The organism is Aggregatibacter sp. oral taxon 458 str. W10330 (assembly GCF_000466335.1).
Classification (GTDB): Bacteria; Pseudomonadota; Gammaproteobacteria; order Enterobacterales; family Pasteurellaceae; genus Aggregatibacter.
This window is the reverse complement of the sequence record NZ_KE952589.1, coordinates 12,739-33,191: the sequence shown is the minus strand read 5'-3', so window position 1 is coordinate 33,191 and position 20,453 is coordinate 12,739. Positions and strand designations below refer to the sequence as shown.

Genomic DNA, 20,453 nt, shown 5'->3' with positions numbered 1-20,453 from the left:
AAGACATGGTTCAAGATAATTTATCAACGAAAGAGCATATATCCCCTTTTAAGGGATATGCAAGGAAGTCATTAGACACGCCTGTCAGTTTTCACAAGCCCTTTGAGGAGCTTATGAAGTATAGACCCTTATAGGGGACCTAAAAAACCGCACGTTTTATGCGTGGATTATTATTTAGATGAAGTTCAATAAAATTATTAAATAATTAGATATTATCTACATTATTTCATCTTTTATTTTAAATTTTTCCTATTTTTGATGGTTGTTTTGGAAAAGTAAGAAGAGTTGTTGCATAGTGATTCCGATTAATAAAAACAATATATGCAAACATCATCAACAGGAGATTTTTTATGTCTAACGCAGTCGCTTCCTTAGAAGCCTTCTTAGCCAAAGTCGAACAACGTGACGGAAACCAACCGGAATTTTTACAAGCGATACGCGAAGTATTCACGTCTATTTGGTCATTCCTTGAGAAAAACCCGAAATACCGCTCTGAAGCCTTATTAGAACGTTTAGTTGAGCCGGAACGCATCATTCAATTCCGCGTAGCATGGACCGATGACAAAGGCCAAGTGCAAGTCAACCGCGCATTCCGCATTCAATTTAACAGCGCTATCGGCCCTTTCAAAGGCGGTATGCGCTTTCACCCGTCCGTCAACCAATCCATTTTAAAATTCTTAGGCTTTGAACAAATCTTCAAAAATGCTTTAACCACCTTGCCAATGGGCGGTGCCAAAGGCGGTTCCGACTTTGATCCGAAAGGCAAAAGTGATGCGGAAGTCATGCGTTTCTGCCAAGCCTTAATGACTGAACTTTATCGCCACATTGGTCCGGACACCGACGTGCCGGCAGGCGATATCGGCGTGGGCGCGCGTGAAGTGGGTTATTTAACCGGCATGATGAAAAAACTCTCCAATCAAACCGGCTGTGTGTTTACCGGCAAAGGCTTGAGCTTCGGCGGCAGCTTAATTCGTCCGGAAGCCACCGGCTATGGTTTGGTTTATTTCGTCCAAGCCATGCTGGCAGAAAAAGGCCAAGGTTTGAAAGGCAAAACCGTCGCGGTTTCAGGCTCCGGCAACGTAGCACAGTATGCCATTGAAAAAGCGATGGCGCTTGGCGCAAAAGTCATTAGCTGTTCCGACTCATCGGGCACCGTTGTGGATGAAGAAGGTTTCACTCCGGAAAAATTAGCCGCGTTAATGGACATCAAAAATGTCAAACGCGGTCGTGTAAAAGATTATGCCGATCTCTTTGGTTTGAAATATGTTGCCGGCGCACGTCCATGGCATTTAAAAGTGGATATTGCGCTCCCATGTGCCACCCAAAACGAATTGGCATTAAGCGATGCACAAGCCTTGATTGCCAATGGCGTGCAAGTGGTGGCAGAAGGCGCCAATATGCCAACCACCATTGACGCTACCAATGCCTTTATTGACGCAGGCGTACTCTTCGGGCCGGGCAAAGCAGCAAATGCCGGTGGCGTCGCCACTTCCGGTTTGGAAATGTCGCAAAACGCACAACGCTTAAGTTGGACAAGAGAAGAAGTCGATGCAAAATTGCACCGCATTATGTTAGACATTCATGCTAACTGTAAAAAATACGGCAGTGATGCGCAAGGTAACATCAACTATGTGGTGGGTGCGAATGTTGCCGGTTTCGTTAAGGTAGCTGATGCCATGTTGGCACAAGGCGTGTATTAATTTTTCAATATTTCGCTTGCGAGATTAAAGAAAAGTGCGGTGGATTTCAAAATACGTTAAAAATCCACCGCACTTTTTTATTTTGAGCTTTGCGCTTATTTCATCGCAATCATGGAACCGAAGTTAAAGCATTGGAACCAAAGCTCCACATGAGAAAAGCCGACATTTTTTAATCGCGCTTTATGGGTTTCAATGCTGTCTGTGCGCATCACATTTTCAAGTGCGGTGCGTTTTTGGCTCACTTCTAATTCGCTGTAACCGTTGGCGCGTTTAAATTGATGGTGGAGATCAATCAGTAAGTCGTTAGTTTGCTCGTCTTCAAAGCGGAATTTTTCTGACAGCACCAATACGCCGTTTGGATTTAATCCTTGATGAATTTTTTCTAACAACGCTACGCGATCTTGTGGTGGCAGAAATTGCAGGGTGAAATTCAAAATCACCATGGAGGCATTTTTGATCTCAATGTGGCGAATGTCGTCGCAGAGAATCTCGACCGGAATATCACTGTGGTAGGCGGCGATGTGTTGGCGGCAACGTTCTACCATCGGTTGGGAATTGTCCACCCCGATAATTTTTACATTGGGTTGGTTGATATGACGACGAGCGGAAAGGGTCGCCGCCCCACGGGAACAACCTAAATCATAGACATGGCTGTTGGCCGTAACAAAACGCTCGGCAAGCATACCAATGGCAGTGATGATGTTGGAATAGCCCGGCACAGAGCGTTGGATCATGTCGGGAAACACTTCCGCGACGCTTTCGTCAAAGGTAAAATCGCCCAATTTTTCAATGGGCGCAGAGAATAGGGTATCTTTCATATTTTTTGCGATGCAATAATTTGAAATAAAAAGTGCGGTTATTTTAGAGAAAGTTTTTAACGGCGCAAATAAATTTCGCTTTCCAATTCAAAAGCCCAGGCAATTTCCGTATAATCGCAAGGTTAATTTCTCTTTAATGATTCAGAATATAATAAGGAATAAAAAATGATGCGTTCACATTATTGCGGTGCGTTAAATCGCGCAAATATCGGTCAGGAAGTAACATTAAGCGGTTGGGTTCATCGCCGCCGCGATTTAGGTGGGTTGATCTTTATTGATATGCGCGATCGTGATGGCATCGTGCAAGTGTGTTTCGACCCGAAATATCAAGACGCCTTGACCGCGGCTGCCGGTTTGCGTAACGAATTTTGTATTCAAATCAAAGGTGAAGTGATTGCTCGCCCGGACAACCAAATCAATAAAAACATGGCGACCGGTGAAGTGGAAGTCTTGGCAAAAGCATTGAAAATTTACAATGCCTCCGATGTGTTGCCGTTAGACTTCAACCAAAACAATACGGAAGAACAACGCTTAAAATACCGTTATTTGGATTTACGTCGCCCTGAGATGGCGCAACGTTTGAAAACCCGTGCGAAAATCACCAGCTTTGTCCGTCGTTTTATGGATGACAACGGTTTCTTAGATATTGAAACCCCAATGCTAACCAAAGCCACACCGGAAGGTGCGCGCGACTATTTAGTGCCAAGCCGTGTGCATAAAGGCAAATTCTATGCATTGCCACAATCACCACAGCTTTTCAAACAGTTGCTCATGATGTCCGGTTTTGATCGTTATTATCAAATCGTGAAATGTTTCCGTGATGAAGATTTGCGTGCAGATCGTCAACCGGAATTTACCCAAATCGATGTGGAAACCTCTTTCCTGACAGCGCCTGAAGTGCGTGAAATTATGGAACGCATGGTGCACGGTTTATGGCAAAACATCATTGGTGTGGATTTAGGCAAATTCCCGGTGATGACTTGGCATGAAGCGATGAAGCGCTTTGGTTCCGATAAGCCGGATTTGCGTAACCCGCTGGAGCTAGTGGATGTTGCAGATATCGTTAAAGCGGTAGATTTCAAAGTGTTCCAAGGCCCTGCCAATGATCCAAATGGTCGTGTGGCGGTCATTCGCGTACCAAATGGCAGCGAAATTACACGTAAACAAATTGATGAATACACCCAATTTGTTGGGATATACGGTGCGAAAGGTTTGGCTTGGGCGAAAGTGAATGATATCAATGCCGGCCTTGAAGGCGTTCAAAGCCCGATTGCTAAATTCTTAAATGAAGACGTATGGAAAGCGTTAGCAGAACGTGTAAAAGTACAAAACGGAGATATCTTGTTCTTCGGCGCAGACAAATGGCAAACCACCACCGATGCCATGGGCGCATTGCGTTTGAAACTGGGTCGCGATCTCGGCTTAACCCGTTTAGACGAATGGCAACCGCTTTGGGTCATTGATTTCCCAATGTTTGAACGTGATGATGAAGGCAATTTGGCGGCAATGCACCACCCATTCACATCGCCACGTGATTTCACACCGGAACAATTGGAAGCGGATCCAACAACTGCGGTGGCGAATGCTTACGATATGGTCATCAACGGCTACGAAGTGGGGGGCGGTTCCGTACGTATTTTCGATCCGAAAATGCAACAAACTGTATTCCGCATTCTTGGCATCAATGAACAAGAACAACGCGAGAAATTTGGTTTCTTATTGGATGCCTTAAAATTCGGTACGCCGCCACACGCAGGTTTGGCGTTCGGTTTAGACCGTTTAACCATGCTTTTAACCGGCACTGAAAATATCCGTGATGTGATTGCGTTCCCGAAAACCACGGCAGCGGCGTGCTTAATGACCGAAGCGCCAAGTTTTGCGTATCCGCAAGCGTTGGGTGAGTTGAGTATTCAAGTGGTCAAAAATGCTTAACGGCTAATTTTGAATAAAAAGTGCGGTGTCTTTTTTGATTGAATTATGAAACAAAGAAGACCAATGAGCTATATTTTAGTGATGTTATTCATGACTGAAATATAGCTTTTTTATCACTTGAAATATCGTTATTTTTCAATAGCATAGATACTGCTACTACTACTACTACTACTACTACTACTACGAATAAGAATTATAATAAATAATATGGATAATAAGCCTAAAATGGTTGTGGAATAATAAATTTCTCGTTAAAATTGTGCGAATTAAGTCACACTTTCATGTAAGATATGTTACATAATGTAAAATTTATGTAATAAAAATGTTAAGTAAATGACTTGCTTTAGGTTTCTTGCTATAATCGATTTGCAAAATCGTTTCAATACAAAAGCCAAAATAACTAGAATAAGATTAAACAATATGAAAAAGCCGCGTTCTATCCCGATTATTTGTTGGACTAATATCATTATTAATTATCTTATTGTATTAGGACTCACCTTAATTGTGCTTGCTCTTGGCGACTCCTTTATTCAGTCCAGCGCTCTGCTTTTTATGCCTTATTTAAATTTTGTCGTCATTTTCTTCCTCAATAAAAACATCTTACGCGGCCGACATTGGGCGAGAGATATTTTTATTGCGTGGCTGCTTGCCGTTAATGTGCTGGTTTATGTGTTGTTTGAGAATATTCCTATCACAACGTGTCATGTCTTGTTGTTAATTGTTAATCTTATTTGTTTATTTCACCCTTCTGCAAATGTATTTTTTCACTCAAAAAATACTGAATAGCACCATCGTCTCTTGAATCTCTCAATCAGGCGTACCGTGAATATAAATTTTATATGACTTTGTTAAAAATTTTATTCACTGTCATTCGCCAAGTTAGCAAGATTTATCCGTTTTTAATCTCTCATTTTTTGAAATAAAATGCTGATTTTTAGAAAAACATAGTTTTTTATCTTTTGCTTTGTTTTTTCTTATTGCTGGGTTCACTTTACTCTAGATGAAAATTCTATTATAAATACGCACCTTTCTATCATTTAAAGAGACATTTTATGAGTGAACCAATCAATCAAGTTGAAAAATCTACATGGGCGAGTAAATTCTCTGCCTTAGGTCCCGGAATCGTCATGGCATCTGCTGCCGTTGGCGGTTCGCACATTATCGCCTCCACCCAAGCCGGAGCGATTTATGGTTGGGAATTAGTGAGCATCGTAATTCTTGCGAATTTATTCAAATATCCTTTCTTCCGTTTCGGCGTGCAATATACCTTAGATACCGGCAATACCTTGTTGGAAGGTTACCGCCAAAAAGGTAAATTTTATTTGTGGCTATTCCTTGCATTAAATATTTTTGCCACCGTGATTAACACAGCCGCGGTAGGTTTGCTAACCGCAGCCATTTTAACTTTTGTGATCCCTATTCCATTGCCAATGCCGGTCCTCAGTTTATTGGTGATCGGTGTGACAACCGGCATTTTACTGTTAGGGAAATACCGCTTATTAGACAGCTTATCCAAAATCATCATGATCGCCTTAACCGTGACAACCGTCAGTGCCGTGGTGATTGCATTCATGCGTAACGGTATGCAAGGTGTCGCACCGGCAGATTTCGTTGCGCCTTCCCCGTGGGAATTAAGCAAATTGGCATTTTTGGTGGCGTTAATGGGCTGGATGCCGGCGCCGATTGAAATTTCTGCGATTAACTCCATGTGGGTGGTGGCAAAACGTCGCTTGACCAAAGTGTCTTATCAAGACGGTTTGTTTGACTTTAACGTGGGTTACATCGGCACAGCGATTTTAGCCGTTGTGTTCTTAGCACTTGGCGCATTAGTACAATTCGGTTCGCCTGAAACCGTAGAAATGGTGGGCGGTAAATATATCGCGCAATTAATCAATATGTATGCCAGCACCATTGGTGAATGGGCGCGTTTATTGATCGCGGTGATTGCCTTCATGTGTATGTTCGGCACAACCATTACCGTTATCGACGGCTATTCCCGTACCAACGTTGAATCCTTGCGTTTATTACTTGGTAAACACGAAAGCACCGTAAAAACCTTAAACATTGCCATGGTGCTTGCCGCGGTCTCCGGTTTAGCCATTATTTTCTACTTTAATAACGCCGTTGGCCCGATGTTGAAATTCGCGATGATTGCATCCTTTGTTTCTGCGCCGGTCTTTGCATGGTTGAACTTGTCCTTGACCATGAAAGCAAAACACAGCGTGAAAGGCGGATTATTGTGGTTATCCTTTATCGGCTTATTCTACTTAACCGCGTTTGCCGCACTCTTTATTGCACAGCAAGCCGGCTGGTTAGGCTAAAAATTTTTCTAAAAACGACCGCACTTTAAGGACTTCTTTAAAGTGCGGTTCTTTTTTACGTTGTTTTGCGTGAAAATACATAGCGAACTTTTTCTTTGTGCGGATATCCAATTGAAATACAAAAACAACCAATCTGTCCTTGTTGTCATTTATGCCAAAGAGAGTGGCAGAGTGCTTATGCTACAACGTCGAGATGATCCGGCTTTCTGGCAATCGGTCACCGGTTCTTTGGAAGAACATGAAATGCCGTATGACGCGGCAGTGCGTGAAGTTTGGGAAGAAGTGCGGTTAAAAACGCCGTCAAAAAGCACCGCACTTTGGGATTGTCATGAAAGCGTAACGTTTGAAATTTTTCCGCATTTCCGCTATAAATACGCACCGAATGTTACCCACTGCCGAGAGCACTGGTTTTTGTTGGCAGTGGATCAGGAATTTACCCCTGAATTAACCGAACATCTCGCTTTTCAATGGGTTTCGCCGGCACAGGCGGTGCAGATGACGAAATCGCCTAATAATGCAGAAGCGATAAGAAAATATTTATTTGATTTGACAAAATAGAAGGAAAACAACATGGCAGGCCATAGTAAGTGGGCAAATATTAAACACCGTAAAGCGGCGCAAGATGCGCAACGTGGCAAAATCTTTACTAAATTAATTCGTGAATTGGTAACCGCTGCAAAAATCGGTGGCGGCGATGTGGGATCGAACCCACGTTTACGTGCGGCAGTGGATAAAGCGCTCAGCAACAACATGACCCGTGATACCATTAACCGTGCTATTGAGCGTGGTGTTGGTGGTGGCGATGACACCAATATGGAAACCAAAATCTATGAAGGTTACGGCCCAGGTGGCACGGCTGTCATGGTGGAATGTTTGAGCGATAATGCTAACCGCACCATTTCCCAAGTTCGCCCAAGTTTTACCAAATGTGGCGGTAACTTAGGTACAGAAGGTTCTGTTGGTTATTTATTTAGTAAAAAGGGCTTGATTATTGTTAATCAAGCGGATGAAGATGCATTAATGGAAGCGGCGATTGAGGCCGGTGCCGATGATGTTCAACCGCAAGATGACGGCTCTTTTGAAATTTATACCGCATGGGAAGAATTAGGTTCCGTACGCGATGGCATTGAAGCAGCAGGCTTTAAAGTGCAAGAAGCGGAAGTGACAATGATTCCATCAACGACAGTGGATTTGGATGCAGAAACTGCACCGAAACTATTGCGTTTAATTGATATGTTGGAAGACTGTGATGACGTACAAAACGTTTATCACAACGGTGAAATTAGCGATGAAGTCGCTGCAATGCTATAAGGAGCATTTATGAAATTTGTTAAAGTATTCTCTGCAATGGCTACAGTTGCCATTTTGGCGGCGTGTTCTAATGCAACAGCCAATGTCGAATCCAAAGCTGCCGGTGCCATACCAACGATTATGGATAAAACCGTCGTGTATTCTTGCAACAAGAAAACCGTGACTGCCGTGTATCAATTTGAAGGTCAAGAACCGACAGGTGCAATGGTGATGGTCGGCAATAAAGTGATTGCAAAAGACTTTGCTCGTGATGCGTCTCAAAAAGATTTTACCGCATTTACCTCCGGCAACTATGTGTGGAATGTGGACAGCGGTTTAACCTTGGATAAATTTGATTCTGTCGTGCCGGTAAATCTTTTACAAAAAGGCAAAAAATCCGACAAAATCATCGTGAAAAACTGTGATGTGAATGCGAAAGCGACCGCAAAAGCAAATCAATAAACTTTCATTTCAAATAAAAACGGCTAGGTTTTCTAGCCGTTTGTTTTATACCCGATTATGGCAATTATTTTAGGCATTGACCCCGGTTCGCGCGTGACCGGTTATGGCGTTATCCGACAAACCGGGCGGCAATTGGAATACCTTGGCAGTGGTGCTATTCGTACTCAAGTCGAGGATTTACCGACCCGTTTAAAACGTATTTATGCCGGCGTGACGGAAATCATCACGCAATTTCAACCGGATATGTTTGCGATTGAGCAAGTCTTTATGGCAAAAAATGCGGATTCCGCCCTGAAACTCGGGCAGGCGCGTGGCACGGCGATTGTGGCGGCAGTGAATCATGATTTGCCGGTGTTTGAATATGCCGCCCGTTTAGTCAAACAAACGGTGGTGGGGATTGGCTCGGCGGATAAGGTTCAGGTGCAAGAGATGGTCACGCGAATTCTTAAACTTTCCGATAAGCCACAAGCCGATGCAGCGGATGCTTTAGCGATCGCCATTACGCATGCCCATTCCATACAGCACTCTTTCCATGTGGCAGATGCTGCGGGTCAAAACGAAACGCAGGAAAAATTGACCGCACTTTTGCGCACGCGATATAGTCGAGGCCGTTTCCGTTTAAAAATTTAACTGGATATTTATCCAGTTTTATTTTATGCTACGCGCAATTTTTTACAGATAACTAGGATTGCTATGATTGGTCATCTCACCGGCATTTTAATGGAAAAACAGCCACCGGAAATTTTGTTGGATGTGCAGGGTGTCGGCTATGAATTGTTGTTGCCGATGACAAGTTTTTATCATCTTCCGGAAGTGGGCAAACAAACCAGCTTATTTACCCATTTGGTCGTGCGTGAAGATGCTCATTTGCTCTTTGGATTTGCACAAAAAACCGACCGCACTTTATTTTGTGAATTGATTAAAACCAATGGTGTTGGGCCAAAATTGGCGTTGGCAATTTTATCTGCCATGTCGGTGGATGAGTTTGCTTATGCTATTGAACGTGAAGAACTGTCAAAATTAGTGAAGATTCCCGGTGTTGGTAAAAAAACCGCGGAAAGGCTCTTAGTTGAGCTCAAAGGCAAATTTAAAGGTGTAAAAAATAACGATTTCTTTATGCAAGCGGATCATTTGCCAAGTTTTACCATGGAAACCGTTGCAACCACCGAGCCTTCTAATGAGGCTATTGCCGCATTGATCGCCTTGGGCTATAAGCCGATCGATGCAGAGAAAATGGTGAAAAAAGTGTCTAAACCGGAGCTTTCCAGCGAGCAGTTAATTCGTGAAGCTTTAAAAGCCGCGTTGTAATTTGAGATAGACAAGATGATTGAAGCAGACAGAATTATCAGTGCTACGGCAAAATTAGACGAAGATGTCATTGATCGTGCCATTCGCCCGAAATTATTGGCGGATTATGTGGGACAACCACAAGTTTGCGAACAAATGGAAATTTTCATCAAAGCGGCACAATTACGTCAGGATGCGTTAGATCATTTGTTGATTTTTGGCCCGCCGGGATTGGGAAAAACCACATTGGCTAATATTGTTGCCAATGAGATGGGCGTAAATATTCGCACGACATCCGGTCCGGTTTTGGAAAAAGCGGGTGATTTAGCCGCCATGCTGACAAATCTTGAACCTCATGATGTGTTGTTTATTGATGAAATCCATCGTCTTTCACCCGCCATTGAAGAAGTATTGTATCCGGCAATGGAGGATTATCAGTTGGACATCATGATTGGTGAAGGTCCGGCTGCCCGTTCCATTAAATTGGATTTACCGCCTTTTACGCTTATCGGTGCGACAACTCGAGTGGGTTCTTTAACCTCGCCATTACGCGATCGTTTTGGCATTGTGCAACGCTTAGAATTTTATTCCGTGCCGGATTTAACGTCCATTGTGTCAAGAAGTGCGGTCTGTTTGCAGCTTAAAATTGATGATTCGGCAGCCTATGAAATTGCTCGTCGCTCTCGCGGAACACCGCGGATTGCGAATCGCTTATTACGTCGAGTGCGAGATTATGCCGATGTGCGTAATAACGGCGTGATTACCGAAGCCATTGCCAAAGCGGCGCTGTCTATGTTGGATATTGATGATGCCGGTTTTGACTATCTGGACAGGAAGTTGCTGACAGCCGTTTTAGAGCGTTTTGATGGTGGTCCGGTGGGATTAGACAATTTAGCCGCGGCTATTGGGGAAGAGCGGGATACTATTGAAGATGTGCTGGAACCTTATTTAATTCAGCAGGGATTCTTACAACGAACACCTCGCGGAAGAATGGCGACCTCAACAACTTATCGTCATTTTGGCATTGAAAAAATGCCTCGAGAAGACTAAAAAACAAAAGGCTTATTCAATCAAATAAGCCTTTTGTTTCGTGAGAAATTACTGTGTTTGTTGCTGTTGTTTCATGCTGTTGAGTTTCGCCATGGCAACATCGCAACTTTTAATTTGCGTAGCTAACTCCATTTCAAGAATTTGTTTTTTACTTTGATTGAGCTTGCTACGGATTTTATTGACTTGAGGGTGTGTGCCCGGTTGTTTCTCCGCTTCTGCAATCAAATTTTCGGTTTCACTGAATAAATCCTTGCACTGTTGTGGAACGTTAGCAATGGATTTTGCGTTTTTGTCTTTATCCACGTCTGCGGCATTGGCTACATTTGAAACACTTGCAACCATCATTGTCGTGAAAAGTGCGGTAAAAATGTGCGTTATTTTTTGTGTCATATTGAAGCCTTTTTGTTGTTCAAGTTATCTTCAAAGTGTAAATCTTGCATGAAGTTATCAGAATCCCCTTGTGATGTCTAGTCTCTTTTTTCGAATCACCCTCATTTTTATGCAGTTAAAGTGAATAGATGTTGAAATTATGTTAATAGAATATATAATTTGATCCTGATCAATTTAGCCTAAATTACTTATTTTGAGTTGTTTTTGATTTAATTTCAAAAATGTGATCTTTGCGACATATTTCTCTATTCTTTATCCCTATATTTAGTAGTAGAATGTGCCAATCATTTGGGTTGTCTATGTAATCACTGATGTTTATCCAAATTAAGCCGCAGTCATTATAAAGATAATTTTCTTATGCAAATTCAAAACATTTTTGATGTTTATGGGGTGATTACTTAGTAATCATGAATTTAAGGACTTGTAGCTTTTACAAGGAGTCGAGATGTTAGACGTTGTTGAACTCTCAAGATTACAGTTCGCTTTAACGGCGCTGTATCACTTCATTTTTGTACCGCTGACACTAGGATTGTCTTTCGTGCTTGTCATCATGGAAACGACCTATGTCGTAACAGGTAAAGAAGTGTATAAAGATATGACAAAATTTTGGGGTAAGTTATTTGGGATTAACTTTGCCCTAGGGGTAACGACCGGTATCATTATGGAATTCCAATTTGGTACAAACTGGTCTTACTATTCTCACTATGTAGGTGATATTTTTGGTGCTCCGTTGGCGATCGAAGCATTGCTTGCATTCTTCTTAGAATCCACATTTGTGGGTTTATTTTTCTTTGGTTGGGATCGCCTAACAAAAGGGAAACACCTATTGGCAACTTATTGTGTCGCTTTCGGTTCAAACCTTTCTGCGATGTGGATTTTGGTGGCCAACGGTTGGATGCAATCACCGACAGGTTCAGAATTTAATTTTGAAACCGTTCGTATGGAAATGACCAGCTTCTTAGATTTATGGTTGAATCCGGTTGCACAAAGTAAATTCTTGCATACCTTATCTGGCGGTTATGTTGCTGGTGCGTTTTTTGTGTTGGCAATCAGTTCTTACTATTTGTTGAAAGGTCGTGATCTTGGCTTTGCTAAGCGTTCTTTCTCTATTGCGGCAACCTGGGGATTTATTGCCTCAATTGCCGTGTTAGTGATGGGCGATGAATCCGGTTACGATATTGGTAAAGCGCAACCTGTAAAATTAGCGGCGATGGAAGCTGAATTTGAAACGCATGCTGCGCCAGCACCATTCCATCCTGTTGCTCTTCCGAATACCGCAGAAATGCGTAATGATTTTGCGATTGAAATTCCATACCTTGGTGGCTTAATTGCTACACGTTCTTTAGATAAAGAAATTACCGGTCTAAAAGAGCTTCAAGCAAAAAATGAAACGCGCGTTCGCAATGGTATTATGGCCTATGATTTGTTTACTCAGTTAAAAGCACAGAAAAAAGCAACAGGTCAGGTTAACCCAGAAACTAAAGCGCAATTTAATGAAGTGAAAGGCGATCTTGGTTTTGGATTGTTGTTAAAACGTTATACCGATAAAGTTGTGGATGCAACGGAAGATCAAATTAAACAAGCAGCACGTGATACTATTCCTAATGTCGGTCCGAACTTCTGGGCGTTCCGTGGAATGTTAGCCGCTGGTGGTTTAATTATCTTATTAACGTTTGGTGCATTTGTGCAAAATTTACGTAGTCGAGTCACTGCATCACCATTACTCCTTAAAGCATTGTTATGGGGATTACCATTGCCATTCTTAGCCATTGAATTTGGTTGGTTCCTAGCTGAGTATGGTCGTCAACCTTGGGCGATTTATGAAGTATTGCCTGTTGGTGTGTCGGCATCCAATTTAAGTGTGAGTGATCTCTGGTTCTCTATCGGGTTAATTTGTGTGCTTTATTTCTTCTTTATTATTGTTGAAATGTACTTAATGTTTAAATACGCCCGTTTAGGTCCGAGCGCATTAAAAACCGGTAAATACTACTTTGAGCAATCATCTAAATAAGCAGGAGACGAATTATGATTGATTATGAATTTCTACGTATTATTTGGTGGGTGCTAGTCATTGTATTACTCATCGGTTTTTCCGTTACCGATGGTTTTGATATGGGCGTGACCGCACTTTTACCGGTTGCCGGTAAAAAAGAAGTTGAAAAGCGTATTATGATCAACTCCATTGCTCCTCACTGGGATGGTAACCAAGTATGGTTATTAACTGCCGGTGGAGCAATCTTTGCGGCATGGCCGATTGTGTATTCCGTAGCCTTCTCCGGTTTCTATATTGCCTTATTCTTAGTGTTGGCGGCATTATTTTTCCGTCCAATTGGCTTTGAATATCGTGCGAAAATTGATAACCCAACATGGCGTGCAGTATGGGATTGGGGCTTGTTTGCCGGCGGTTTTGTACCAGCATTAGTTTTCGGTGTGGCATTTGGTAATTTATTGCAAGGTGTGCCATTTGAATTAAATGAGCTTTCACAAGTGACCTATACAGGTTCGTTCTTTGCGTTATTAAACCCATTTGCACTACTTTGTGGCGTGCTAAGTCTTGCCATGTTAGTGACACACGGCGCAAACTGGTTACAAATGAAAACAACGGCAGAGTTGCGCAATCGTGCAAGAGCCATTAGCCAAATTGGTGCATTAGTGACATTAATTACCTTTGTTCTTGCGGGCGTATGGCTTTCCTTTAAAGAAGGTTATGTTGTAACCAGCGTATTGGATCACTTTGCCCCATCTTCTCCAGCCTCCGGCAAAGAAGTGGCGGTTGAAGTTGGTGCATGGTTCAAGAACTTCAACGAGACTCCGGCTTTGTGGATCTTCCCAGCATTGGTTGTTATTGGTGCCTTACTAAATGTGGTTGCCTCTAAAGCAAATCGTTGTGGTTTTGCGTTCTTCTTCTCCGTATTAACCATGGCAGGCGTGATTATTACGGCTGCAGTATCCATGTTCCCATTTGTGATGCCTTCAAGTACTCATCCGGCACAAAGCTTATTAATGTGGGATGCAACATCAAGTGAACTAACCTTAACGTTAATGTTCTATCTCGCATTAGTCTTCGTGAGTATCTCATTGCTTTACACTATTTGGTCATACTACAAAATGTTTGGTCGTTTAGATGAAAGCTTTGTTGAAGACAATAAAAACACCTTATACTAAGGAGAATAATATGTTATATGCAATTTGGGTCATCGGTGTTTTATTCGCGATAGGCGTAAGTGCAAAAATTACAATGAATAAAGAGCGTTCAGGTCAATTCGACGAGTAATGCATGATTAACGCATTGTATCAATTAGCAAATAAGGGTTCGTTACGAACCCTTTCATTTGTTTTAGCACTGGCACTGACGATTTTTTTCTTTTTAAATGTCAATCAATTCTCAACACAGCTAAGAGCGGTTGAGTTTTATTATGTTTTGGCAGTGATTTGGGGTGTTGTCATTTTATGGATTCATGGTATCGGTTTTGATATTCGTGCTGCTTTTTGGCGCGCAATTTTTATGCCATGGTTCGGCTATGTTGCAGCAATTATCGCACTGTTTAACAATCTACTCACTTAGAGATAATCCAATACATATTTTTATGAGTGCTACTTGCTAATCATTTTGTAGCATTTTAAAATAGCCAACTTCTTGCCTTTTGAAGTTTGGTTAGGGATAAGAAAAATTGGAACAAAGTGTTTTTCATTATTCTGCTCGTGTTTATTATGAAGATACGGATGCAGGCGGAGTCGTTTATCATGCACGTTATTTGCATTTTTTAGAGCGTGCTAGAACAGAATATTTAAGAACATTTAATTTTTCTCAACAAGTATTGTTAGCGGAAAATAAAAGTGCCTTTGTCGTTAAATCCATGAATGTGGATTACCGAATTCCGGCAAAATTGGATGATTTATTACATATTGAAACCAGTATTATGGAAATAAAAGGGGCTTCTCTCATTTTCTCTCAAGCAATTAAACGAGATGAATTAACGTTGTGCCAGGCTACTGTAAAGGTAGCCTATGTTGATCTTGGAAAAATGAAACCTGTTGCGATCCCACAGGTAATCAAGACAATGCTAACTCATCAAATATAAATAAATTATTTTCGGAGCATATAATGACCGCAGAGTTAAACTTTTTAGATTTGTTTCTAAAAGCGAGTATCGTTGTTCAGTTAGTGATTCTGATTCTTATCGCTTTCTCAATCACCTCTTGGGCAATTATTATTCAGCGTAGCCGTGTGTTAACAAAAGCCTTAAGAGAATCCATGGTATTTGAAGAACGCTTTTGGTCGGGCGAGGATTTAAATAAATTATATGAAGGGTTGTCTAATCGTCGTGATGGATTAACCGGTAGCGAACAGATTTTTTATGTTGGTTTTAAAGAGTTTACGCGTTTAAAACAAGCAAACCCAGATGCACCGGAAGCTATCATTAAAGGAAGTACCCGTGCAATGAATTTATCTATGAATCGCGAAATTGAAGATATTGAAACGCGCGTTCCATTCTTGGCAACCGTCGCATCCATTAGCCCATATATCGGTCTTTTTGGTACGGTTTGGGGGATTATGCACGCATTCATGTCGTTAAGCGGAGCAAAACAAGCGACATTGCAAATGGTTGCACCAGGAATTGCCGAAGCGTTAATTGCAACAGCAATCGGTTTGTTTGCAGCGATTCCAGCTGTTATGGCTTATAACCGTTTAAGTTTACGTGTAAATAAATTAGAGCAAAACTACGGCAATTTTATTGATGAGTTTACAACGATCTTACATCGTCAAGTGTTTGGTAAAACGCATCATAATTAATTGTAATGAGTTCTCACCGCATTTTGATAAAGTGCGGTCATTATTTTAGCTGTTTTTAGAATTCTCAGTTTAGAGGGTTGATATGTCTTATCGTCGTCAGCGTCGCGATATCAAATCTGAAATCAATATTGTGCCATTTTTGGATGTGCTTTTAGTATTGGTTTTAATTTTTATGGCTACGGCGCCTATTATTAGTCAAAGTGTAGAAGTTGAATTGCCGGATGCCGTGCAAAGCCAAAATGTGTCTACTGAAGACAAAACACCGGTTATTTTAGAGGTATCGGGTGTGGGGCAGTACGCCATTTCAATTGGTGGTAACCGTACAGAAAATTTAACTGAAGATATGGTTACCCAATTATCAAAACAAGAGTTTGATAAAGATAACAATACGATGTTCTTAGTTGGTGGTGCAAAGGATGTGCCTTATGAAGAGGTGATTAAAGCACTGAATTTACTTCACCTTGCCGGCATTAAATCAGTTGGATTAATGACAAATCCCATTTAATAAATATAGGTAACGAGTGTGCAGAATAAGCGACAAAAAGGCGATGTTAATGCCGTTATGATTTCGATCATAATGCACTTGGCTTTGTTTGTGTTATTAATTTTGAGCTCGCTCTATCATAACGTTGATATTATGGGCGGCGGAGAAGGTGATGATGGCGAAGTGATTGGCGCAGTCATGGTTGATACCGGTTCTGCCGCACAAGAATGGGGTCGAATTCAACAGCAGAAAAAAGGTCAAGCCGAAAAGCAAAAAAAACAATCTTTAGAAGATAAAAAACAGGAAGAACAAGCGCAAAAACAGGAAGAACAAAAACAACAAGAACAAAAACAACAAGAGGCGTTAAAAGAAGAGCAACAACGCCAAGAAGAAATTGCTCGACAAAAAGCACTGGAACAACAAAAAGAGCAGGAAAAACAAAAATTATTAGCTGAGCAGAAAAAACAGCAGGAAGAAAAAGCCCGTCTGGAAGCTCTTGAAAAACAAAAGCAAGCTGAGGAAGCTAAGGCTAAACAAGCTGCTGAGGCGGCTAAATTAAAAGCAGATGCTGAAGCAAAACGGTTAGCTGCTGCGGCAAAACAAGAGGAAGAAGAGGCAAAAGCGAAGGCTGCAGCTATTGAAAAAGCAAAACAAGAAGCTAAAGCAAAGGCTGAAGCGGAAGCCAAGGTGAAAGCTGACGCAGAGGCTAAAGCAAAAGCGGATGCGGAAGCTAAGGCAAAAGCTGAGGCGAAAGCAAAAGCCGATGCAGAAGCTAAGGCGAAAGCTGAGGCTAAAGCAAAAGCGGATGCAGAAGCTAAGGCAAAAGCAGAGGCTAAAGCAAAGGCGGATGCCGAAGCGAAAGCAAAAGCGGAAGCCAAGGCAAAAGCAGATGCAAAAGCGAAAGCAGAGGCTGAAGCTAAGGCGAAAGCCGATGCTCAACGGAAAGCAGATCAAAATGCGCTAGATGATTTCTTTAACGGTGGTGATGTCGGTGGAGGTAGCGCAACACGAGGTGGTAATGCAAATAAACAAGGAAGCCTTGGTACAGGTGCATCCATGGGGGCGGGCGACGGTGGTAAAACCGGCTCGGCCTATGCCGGCATTGTTTACTCTTCGATAAAACCGTATTTTCGTGGCGATAATCGATTTATCGGCAAAGTTTGCGATATTAAAATGGAAATTTCGAGTGATGGAACTATTTTGTCATATGAGAAAAAATCCGGACCAAATGATTTATGTGCTGCAGCATTAAATGCGATTTCACAAGCGAAAAAAATGCGTAGAGCGCCAACACCGGAAGAGTATCAAATGTTTAAGAGTTTTACGCTTGGATTTGACCCAAGAAAAGTGCGGTAATTTTTTATTGCGTTTTTAAAACGATAGGAGAACAAATGAAAATTGTTATTCGAATTTTTAGTTTATTGATTATGCTATTAGGGCTATCGTCCGTAGCTCAGGCAGAAGTGCGCATCGTAATTGATGAGGTAATGGATTCTGCTCGACCAATTGCTGTGGTGCCGTTTAAATGGAATGGTCCGGGCAGTGCACCGGCAGATATTGCAAAGATCATCGCCGATGATTTGCGCAATAGCGGAAAATTTAATCCGATGGAAGTGAGTAAAATGCCTCAGCAACCGACTTCTGCTGCAGAGGTTAATCCTCAACTTTGGTCTGCACAAGGTATTGAAGCGGTTATTGTTGGGCAAGTTACCCCATCCAATGGAGGCTTTGATATTGCATATCAATTAGTGGATACCATGGGAAGTGCCGGTTCGATTCTTTCACAAAATCAATATACGGTGACACAAAAATGGCTGCGTTATGGTGCTCATACGGTGAGCGATGAGTCCTTTGAAAAATTAACCGGTATTCGCGGCGCATTTAGAACCCGTATTGCGTATGTTGTACAAAAAAATGGGGGCTCTCAGCCTTACGAAGTTCGCGTAGCAGATTATGATGGGTTTAATCAATTCATTATTAATAAGAGTTCCCAGCCATTTATGTCTCCGGCATGGTCTCCTGACGGTAAAAAACTTGCCTATGTTTCTTTTGAAAATAAAAAAGCGCAAATTATTTTACAAGATTTGGGATCCATGGCGCGTAAGGTCGTCGCTTCATTCCCTGGACATAATGGGGCGCCGGCATTTTCTCCGGATGGCTCAAGATTAGCTTTTGCGTCTTCAAAAGATGGCGTATTAAATATTTATGTAATAAATTTGGGTAGTGGACAGGTTTCTCAGTTAACCAGTGGTGCCGGCAATAATACCGAACCATCTTGGTCGCCTGATGGCCAATCAATCGTGTTCACCTCCGACAGAGGCGGCTCTCCGCAAGTTTACCGTATGAGTGCAACCGGTGGCGGTGTATCTTTAGTTGGTGGACGTGGTAGTGGCCAAATCAGCGCAGATGGCAATACGTTAGTGATGGTAGATGGAAGTAATAGCATCGTGAAACAAGATTTGGCATCAGGTAGCTCCGAAGTGCTAAGTTCAACTTTTTTAGATGAAAGTCCGAGTATTTCACCTAATGGTATTATGATTATTTACAGCTCTACCCAAGGCTTGGGAAAGGTGCTACAATTAGTGTCCACAGACGGTCGCTTTAAAGCACGTTTACCAGGAAATGATGGACAAGTGAAATTTCCAGCTTGGTCACCATACTTAACTAAATAAACAAGGAGAATTCAATGAATAAATTAACCAAAGCATTGTTAGTTGCTGGTTCTGTAGCTGTATTAGCAGCTTGCGGATCTTCAAATAAAACTGAAAACGGTAATGGTAATGGCCAAACTTTTGGCGGCTATTCTGTTCAAGATTTGCAACAACGTTATAACACTGTATATTTCGGTTTTGATAAATACAATATTGAAGGCGAATATGCTCAAATCTTAGATGCGCATGCTGCATACTTGACAGCTACCCCAGCAACAAGTGTTCGTGTTGAAGGTAACACCGATGAACGTGGTACACCAGAATACAACATGGCATTAGGTGAACGTCGTGCACACGCAGTGCAAAGCTTCTTAACCTCTAAAGGTGTTCAAGGTAGCCAAATCTCTACCGTTTCTTACGGTGAAGAAAAACCAGCAGTGTTAGGTCATGACGAAGCTGCTTACTCTAAAAACCGTCGTGCTGTGTTAGCATACTAATTTTTGCAAGACGAATAAAAAAGCCGAGCTTATGCTCGGTTTTTTATTATGGAAGAAAGAATGAAAATTATCTTTCTCTGAGATTCACATGATGCCTTTGAATCTGTGAAAGGCTATAGGAGAGTGTTCCCTATAATCTGTGTATAACAGTATAAAATGCGGTTTCACTGCACTTTTTAGAGAACTATGGGTTTATCCCAATGGTTTTCGTTGTTTTATCGTATTTTAATCCGGAGTGAGATCCCTCGGATCCGTTAAAATAGATATCTTTGGGTTGAGAGCAAGCTGTGATTGCTAATATGCCGGCAAGTATAAAGAGTAGTTTTTTCATGGGGTACCTAATTTGTTAATAAAAAACGAGTTAATTATAGCATAGTCTTAAATTATTCGTTTATGGTTTATTATCGGATCTAATATTGTGTACGATTTTACAGGCAAGCTAATAAAGAGATTAAAAATTGCATTGAAATATTTTTGCTTTTGCTAGGGATATTAGAGCAGGTAAGAGTAGAATAATGTTACTTTTTAAAAAAAGTGACTAATGTTCACAATTCATTTACTTGAATGAAGGACATTTACAAAAAGAAATGGCGCACTAGGAAACTAATCTGAAAATATTTATTGGTTTGGTGGGTCGTGAAGGATTCGAACCTTCGACCAACGGATTAAAAGTCCGCTGCTCTACCGACTGAGCTAACGACCCAACGATATGATTTATTTAGAGGATTTTAAAGAATAAATTATCTTTAAAATGGTGCCCGAGGCCAGACTTGAAC

At 41.7% G+C, this 20,453-nt stretch carries 21 protein-coding genes and 1 tRNA gene; 19 read left to right on the top strand and 3 right to left on the bottom strand.

Annotation, left to right across the window (positions count from 1 at the left end; translation table 11 throughout):
- Nucleotides 1-350: 350 nt before the first annotated feature.
- Nucleotides 351-1,700, top strand: a complete 1,350-nt coding sequence (gene gdhA, locus HMPREF9065_RS09005; protein ID WP_021615181.1) for an NADP-specific glutamate dehydrogenase — start codon at nt 351-353, stop codon at nt 1,698-1,700.
- A 95-nt stretch (nt 1,701-1,795) separates the two neighbouring features.
- Here the strand turns inward: gdhA and cmoA are convergent, their stop codons facing one another.
- Nucleotides 1,796-2,518: a carboxy-S-adenosyl-L-methionine synthase CmoA gene (gene cmoA, locus HMPREF9065_RS09010; RefSeq protein WP_021615180.1), complete on the bottom strand. Its 723-nt coding sequence runs from the start codon at nt 2,516-2,518 to the stop codon at nt 1,796-1,798.
- Between the two features lie 165 nt (nt 2,519-2,683).
- Between cmoA and aspS the strand changes: the two genes are divergently transcribed.
- The 9 genes from aspS to ruvB all read left to right on the top strand — a co-directional run bounded on the left by aspS (nt 2,684) and on the right by ruvB (nt 10,860).
- Nucleotides 2,684-4,450: an aspartate--tRNA ligase gene (aspS, locus tag HMPREF9065_RS09015; RefSeq protein WP_021615179.1), complete on the top strand. Its 1,767-nt coding sequence runs from the start codon at nt 2,684-2,686 to the stop codon at nt 4,448-4,450.
- 420 nt (nt 4,451-4,870) lie between these two features.
- Nucleotides 4,871-5,236, top strand: a complete 366-nt coding sequence (locus HMPREF9065_RS10280) for a hypothetical protein (protein ID WP_232209086.1) — start codon at nt 4,871-4,873, stop codon at nt 5,234-5,236.
- Between the two features lie 266 nt (nt 5,237-5,502).
- A complete protein-coding gene (locus HMPREF9065_RS09020) occupies nt 5,503-6,771 on the top strand; it encodes an NRAMP family divalent metal transporter (protein WP_021615177.1) in 1,269 nt (422 codons plus the stop codon).
- A gap of 111 nt (nt 6,772-6,882) precedes the next feature.
- Complete coding sequence (nudB, locus tag HMPREF9065_RS0109330; protein WP_084422188.1) at nt 6,883-7,329, top strand: dihydroneopterin triphosphate diphosphatase; 447 nt, start codon at nt 6,883-6,885, stop codon at nt 7,327-7,329.
- 12 nt (nt 7,330-7,341) lie between these two features.
- Nucleotides 7,342-8,082, top strand: coding sequence for a YebC/PmpR family DNA-binding transcriptional regulator (locus tag HMPREF9065_RS09025; RefSeq protein WP_021615175.1), 741 nt, complete (start codon nt 7,342-7,344; stop codon nt 8,080-8,082).
- A 9-nt stretch (nt 8,083-8,091) separates the two neighbouring features.
- On the top strand, nt 8,092-8,523 hold the full coding sequence (locus HMPREF9065_RS09030; RefSeq protein ID WP_021615174.1) for a hypothetical protein: 432 nt from the start codon (nt 8,092-8,094) through the stop codon (nt 8,521-8,523).
- A gap of 57 nt (nt 8,524-8,580) precedes the next feature.
- On the top strand, nt 8,581-9,153 hold the full coding sequence (ruvC, locus tag HMPREF9065_RS09035) for a crossover junction endodeoxyribonuclease RuvC (protein ID WP_021615173.1): 573 nt from the start codon (nt 8,581-8,583) through the stop codon (nt 9,151-9,153).
- 63 nt (nt 9,154-9,216) lie between these two features.
- Nucleotides 9,217-9,831 carry a Holliday junction branch migration protein RuvA gene (gene ruvA, locus HMPREF9065_RS09040; protein WP_021615172.1) on the top strand — a complete coding sequence of 205 codons (615 nt, stop codon included), beginning with the start codon at nt 9,217-9,219 and terminating at the stop codon, nt 9,829-9,831.
- 15 nt (nt 9,832-9,846) lie between these two features.
- Nucleotides 9,847-10,860, top strand: coding sequence for a Holliday junction branch migration DNA helicase RuvB (gene ruvB / locus HMPREF9065_RS09045; RefSeq protein WP_021615171.1), 1,014 nt, complete (start codon nt 9,847-9,849; stop codon nt 10,858-10,860).
- Nucleotides 10,861-10,908: 48 nt separating this feature from the next.
- Here the strand turns inward: ruvB and HMPREF9065_RS09050 are convergent, their stop codons facing one another.
- A complete protein-coding gene (locus tag HMPREF9065_RS09050; protein ID WP_021615170.1) occupies nt 10,909-11,250 on the bottom strand; it encodes a DUF5339 domain-containing protein in 342 nt (113 codons plus the stop codon).
- A 445-nt stretch (nt 11,251-11,695) separates the two neighbouring features.
- Here HMPREF9065_RS09050 and HMPREF9065_RS09055 point away from each other — a divergent pair, with 445 nt between their 5' ends.
- From HMPREF9065_RS09055 to pal, 9 genes are all read left to right on the top strand, one after another.
- Nucleotides 11,696-13,261: a cytochrome ubiquinol oxidase subunit I gene (locus HMPREF9065_RS09055; RefSeq protein ID WP_021615169.1), complete on the top strand. Its 1,566-nt coding sequence runs from the start codon at nt 11,696-11,698 to the stop codon at nt 13,259-13,261.
- Between the two features lie 14 nt (nt 13,262-13,275).
- Complete coding sequence (cydB, locus tag HMPREF9065_RS09060) at nt 13,276-14,415, top strand: cytochrome d ubiquinol oxidase subunit II (RefSeq protein ID WP_021615168.1); 1,140 nt, start codon at nt 13,276-13,278, stop codon at nt 14,413-14,415.
- A 112-nt stretch (nt 14,416-14,527) separates the two neighbouring features.
- Nucleotides 14,528-14,815, top strand: a complete 288-nt coding sequence (gene ybgE, locus HMPREF9065_RS09065; protein ID WP_021615167.1) for a cyd operon protein YbgE — start codon at nt 14,528-14,530, stop codon at nt 14,813-14,815.
- A gap of 106 nt (nt 14,816-14,921) precedes the next feature.
- Complete coding sequence (gene ybgC, locus HMPREF9065_RS09070; protein ID WP_021615166.1) at nt 14,922-15,332, top strand: tol-pal system-associated acyl-CoA thioesterase; 411 nt, start codon at nt 14,922-14,924, stop codon at nt 15,330-15,332.
- A gap of 23 nt (nt 15,333-15,355) precedes the next feature.
- Nucleotides 15,356-16,045, top strand: a complete 690-nt coding sequence (gene tolQ, locus HMPREF9065_RS09075) for a protein TolQ (RefSeq protein ID WP_021615165.1) — start codon at nt 15,356-15,358, stop codon at nt 16,043-16,045.
- 82 nt (nt 16,046-16,127) lie between these two features.
- The gene (gene tolR / locus HMPREF9065_RS09080) at nt 16,128-16,550 is read left to right on the top strand and encodes a colicin uptake protein TolR (RefSeq protein ID WP_021615164.1); all 423 of its coding nucleotides are present in this window, start codon (nt 16,128-16,130) and stop codon (nt 16,548-16,550) included.
- An 18-nt stretch (nt 16,551-16,568) separates the two neighbouring features.
- Entirely contained in the window at nt 16,569-17,885 is a 1,317-nt protein-coding gene (tolA, locus tag HMPREF9065_RS09085; protein WP_021615163.1) for a cell envelope integrity protein TolA, read from the top strand.
- A 35-nt stretch (nt 17,886-17,920) separates the two neighbouring features.
- A complete protein-coding gene (tolB, locus tag HMPREF9065_RS09090) occupies nt 17,921-19,201 on the top strand; it encodes a Tol-Pal system beta propeller repeat protein TolB (protein WP_021615162.1) in 1,281 nt (426 codons plus the stop codon).
- 14 nt (nt 19,202-19,215) lie between these two features.
- Nucleotides 19,216-19,677: a peptidoglycan-associated lipoprotein Pal gene (pal, locus tag HMPREF9065_RS09095; protein ID WP_021615161.1), complete on the top strand. Its 462-nt coding sequence runs from the start codon at nt 19,216-19,218 to the stop codon at nt 19,675-19,677.
- Between the two features lie 627 nt (nt 19,678-20,304).
- On the opposite strand, the gene HMPREF9065_RS09100 is transcribed toward pal, so the two are convergent.
- Nucleotides 20,305-20,380, bottom strand: a tRNA-Lys gene (locus tag HMPREF9065_RS09100).
- Nucleotides 20,381-20,453 lie beyond the last annotated feature (73 nt).

Bases quoted from the DNA above. Each gene is read 5' to 3' on its own strand.
- cydB (WP_021615168.1), top strand. From the start codon at position 13,276: ATGATTGATTATGAATTTCTACGTATTATTTGGTGGGTGCTAGTCATT.
- tolR (WP_021615164.1), top strand. From the start codon at position 16,128: ATGTCTTATCGTCGTCAGCGTCGCGATATCAAATCTGAAATCAATATT.
- aspS (WP_021615179.1), top strand. From the start codon at position 2,684: ATGATGCGTTCACATTATTGCGGTGCGTTAAATCGCGCAAATATCGGT.
- HMPREF9065_RS09030 (WP_021615174.1), top strand. From the start codon at position 8,092: ATGAAATTTGTTAAAGTATTCTCTGCAATGGCTACAGTTGCCATTTTG.
- HMPREF9065_RS09055 (WP_021615169.1), top strand. From the start codon at position 11,696: ATGTTAGACGTTGTTGAACTCTCAAGATTACAGTTCGCTTTAACGGCG.
- ruvB (WP_021615171.1), top strand. From the start codon at position 9,847: ATGATTGAAGCAGACAGAATTATCAGTGCTACGGCAAAATTAGACGAA.
- ruvA (WP_021615172.1), top strand. From the start codon at position 9,217: ATGATTGGTCATCTCACCGGCATTTTAATGGAAAAACAGCCACCGGAA.
- tolB (WP_021615162.1), top strand. From the start codon at position 17,921: ATGAAAATTGTTATTCGAATTTTTAGTTTATTGATTATGCTATTAGGG.
- HMPREF9065_RS09020 (WP_021615177.1), top strand. From the start codon at position 5,503: ATGAGTGAACCAATCAATCAAGTTGAAAAATCTACATGGGCGAGTAAA.
- ruvC (WP_021615173.1), top strand. From the start codon at position 8,581: ATGGCAATTATTTTAGGCATTGACCCCGGTTCGCGCGTGACCGGTTAT.
- tolQ (WP_021615165.1), top strand. From the start codon at position 15,356: ATGACCGCAGAGTTAAACTTTTTAGATTTGTTTCTAAAAGCGAGTATC.
- pal (WP_021615161.1), top strand. From the start codon at position 19,216: ATGAATAAATTAACCAAAGCATTGTTAGTTGCTGGTTCTGTAGCTGTA.
- HMPREF9065_RS10280 (WP_232209086.1), top strand. From the start codon at position 4,871: ATGAAAAAGCCGCGTTCTATCCCGATTATTTGTTGGACTAATATCATT.
- HMPREF9065_RS09050 (WP_021615170.1), bottom strand. From the start codon at position 11,250: ATGACACAAAAAATAACGCACATTTTTACCGCACTTTTCACGACAATG.
- HMPREF9065_RS09025 (WP_021615175.1), top strand. From the start codon at position 7,342: ATGGCAGGCCATAGTAAGTGGGCAAATATTAAACACCGTAAAGCGGCG.
- gdhA (WP_021615181.1), top strand. From the start codon at position 351: ATGTCTAACGCAGTCGCTTCCTTAGAAGCCTTCTTAGCCAAAGTCGAA.
- ybgE (WP_021615167.1), top strand. From the start codon at position 14,528: ATGATTAACGCATTGTATCAATTAGCAAATAAGGGTTCGTTACGAACC.
- cmoA (WP_021615180.1), bottom strand. From the start codon at position 2,518: ATGAAAGATACCCTATTCTCTGCGCCCATTGAAAAATTGGGCGATTTT.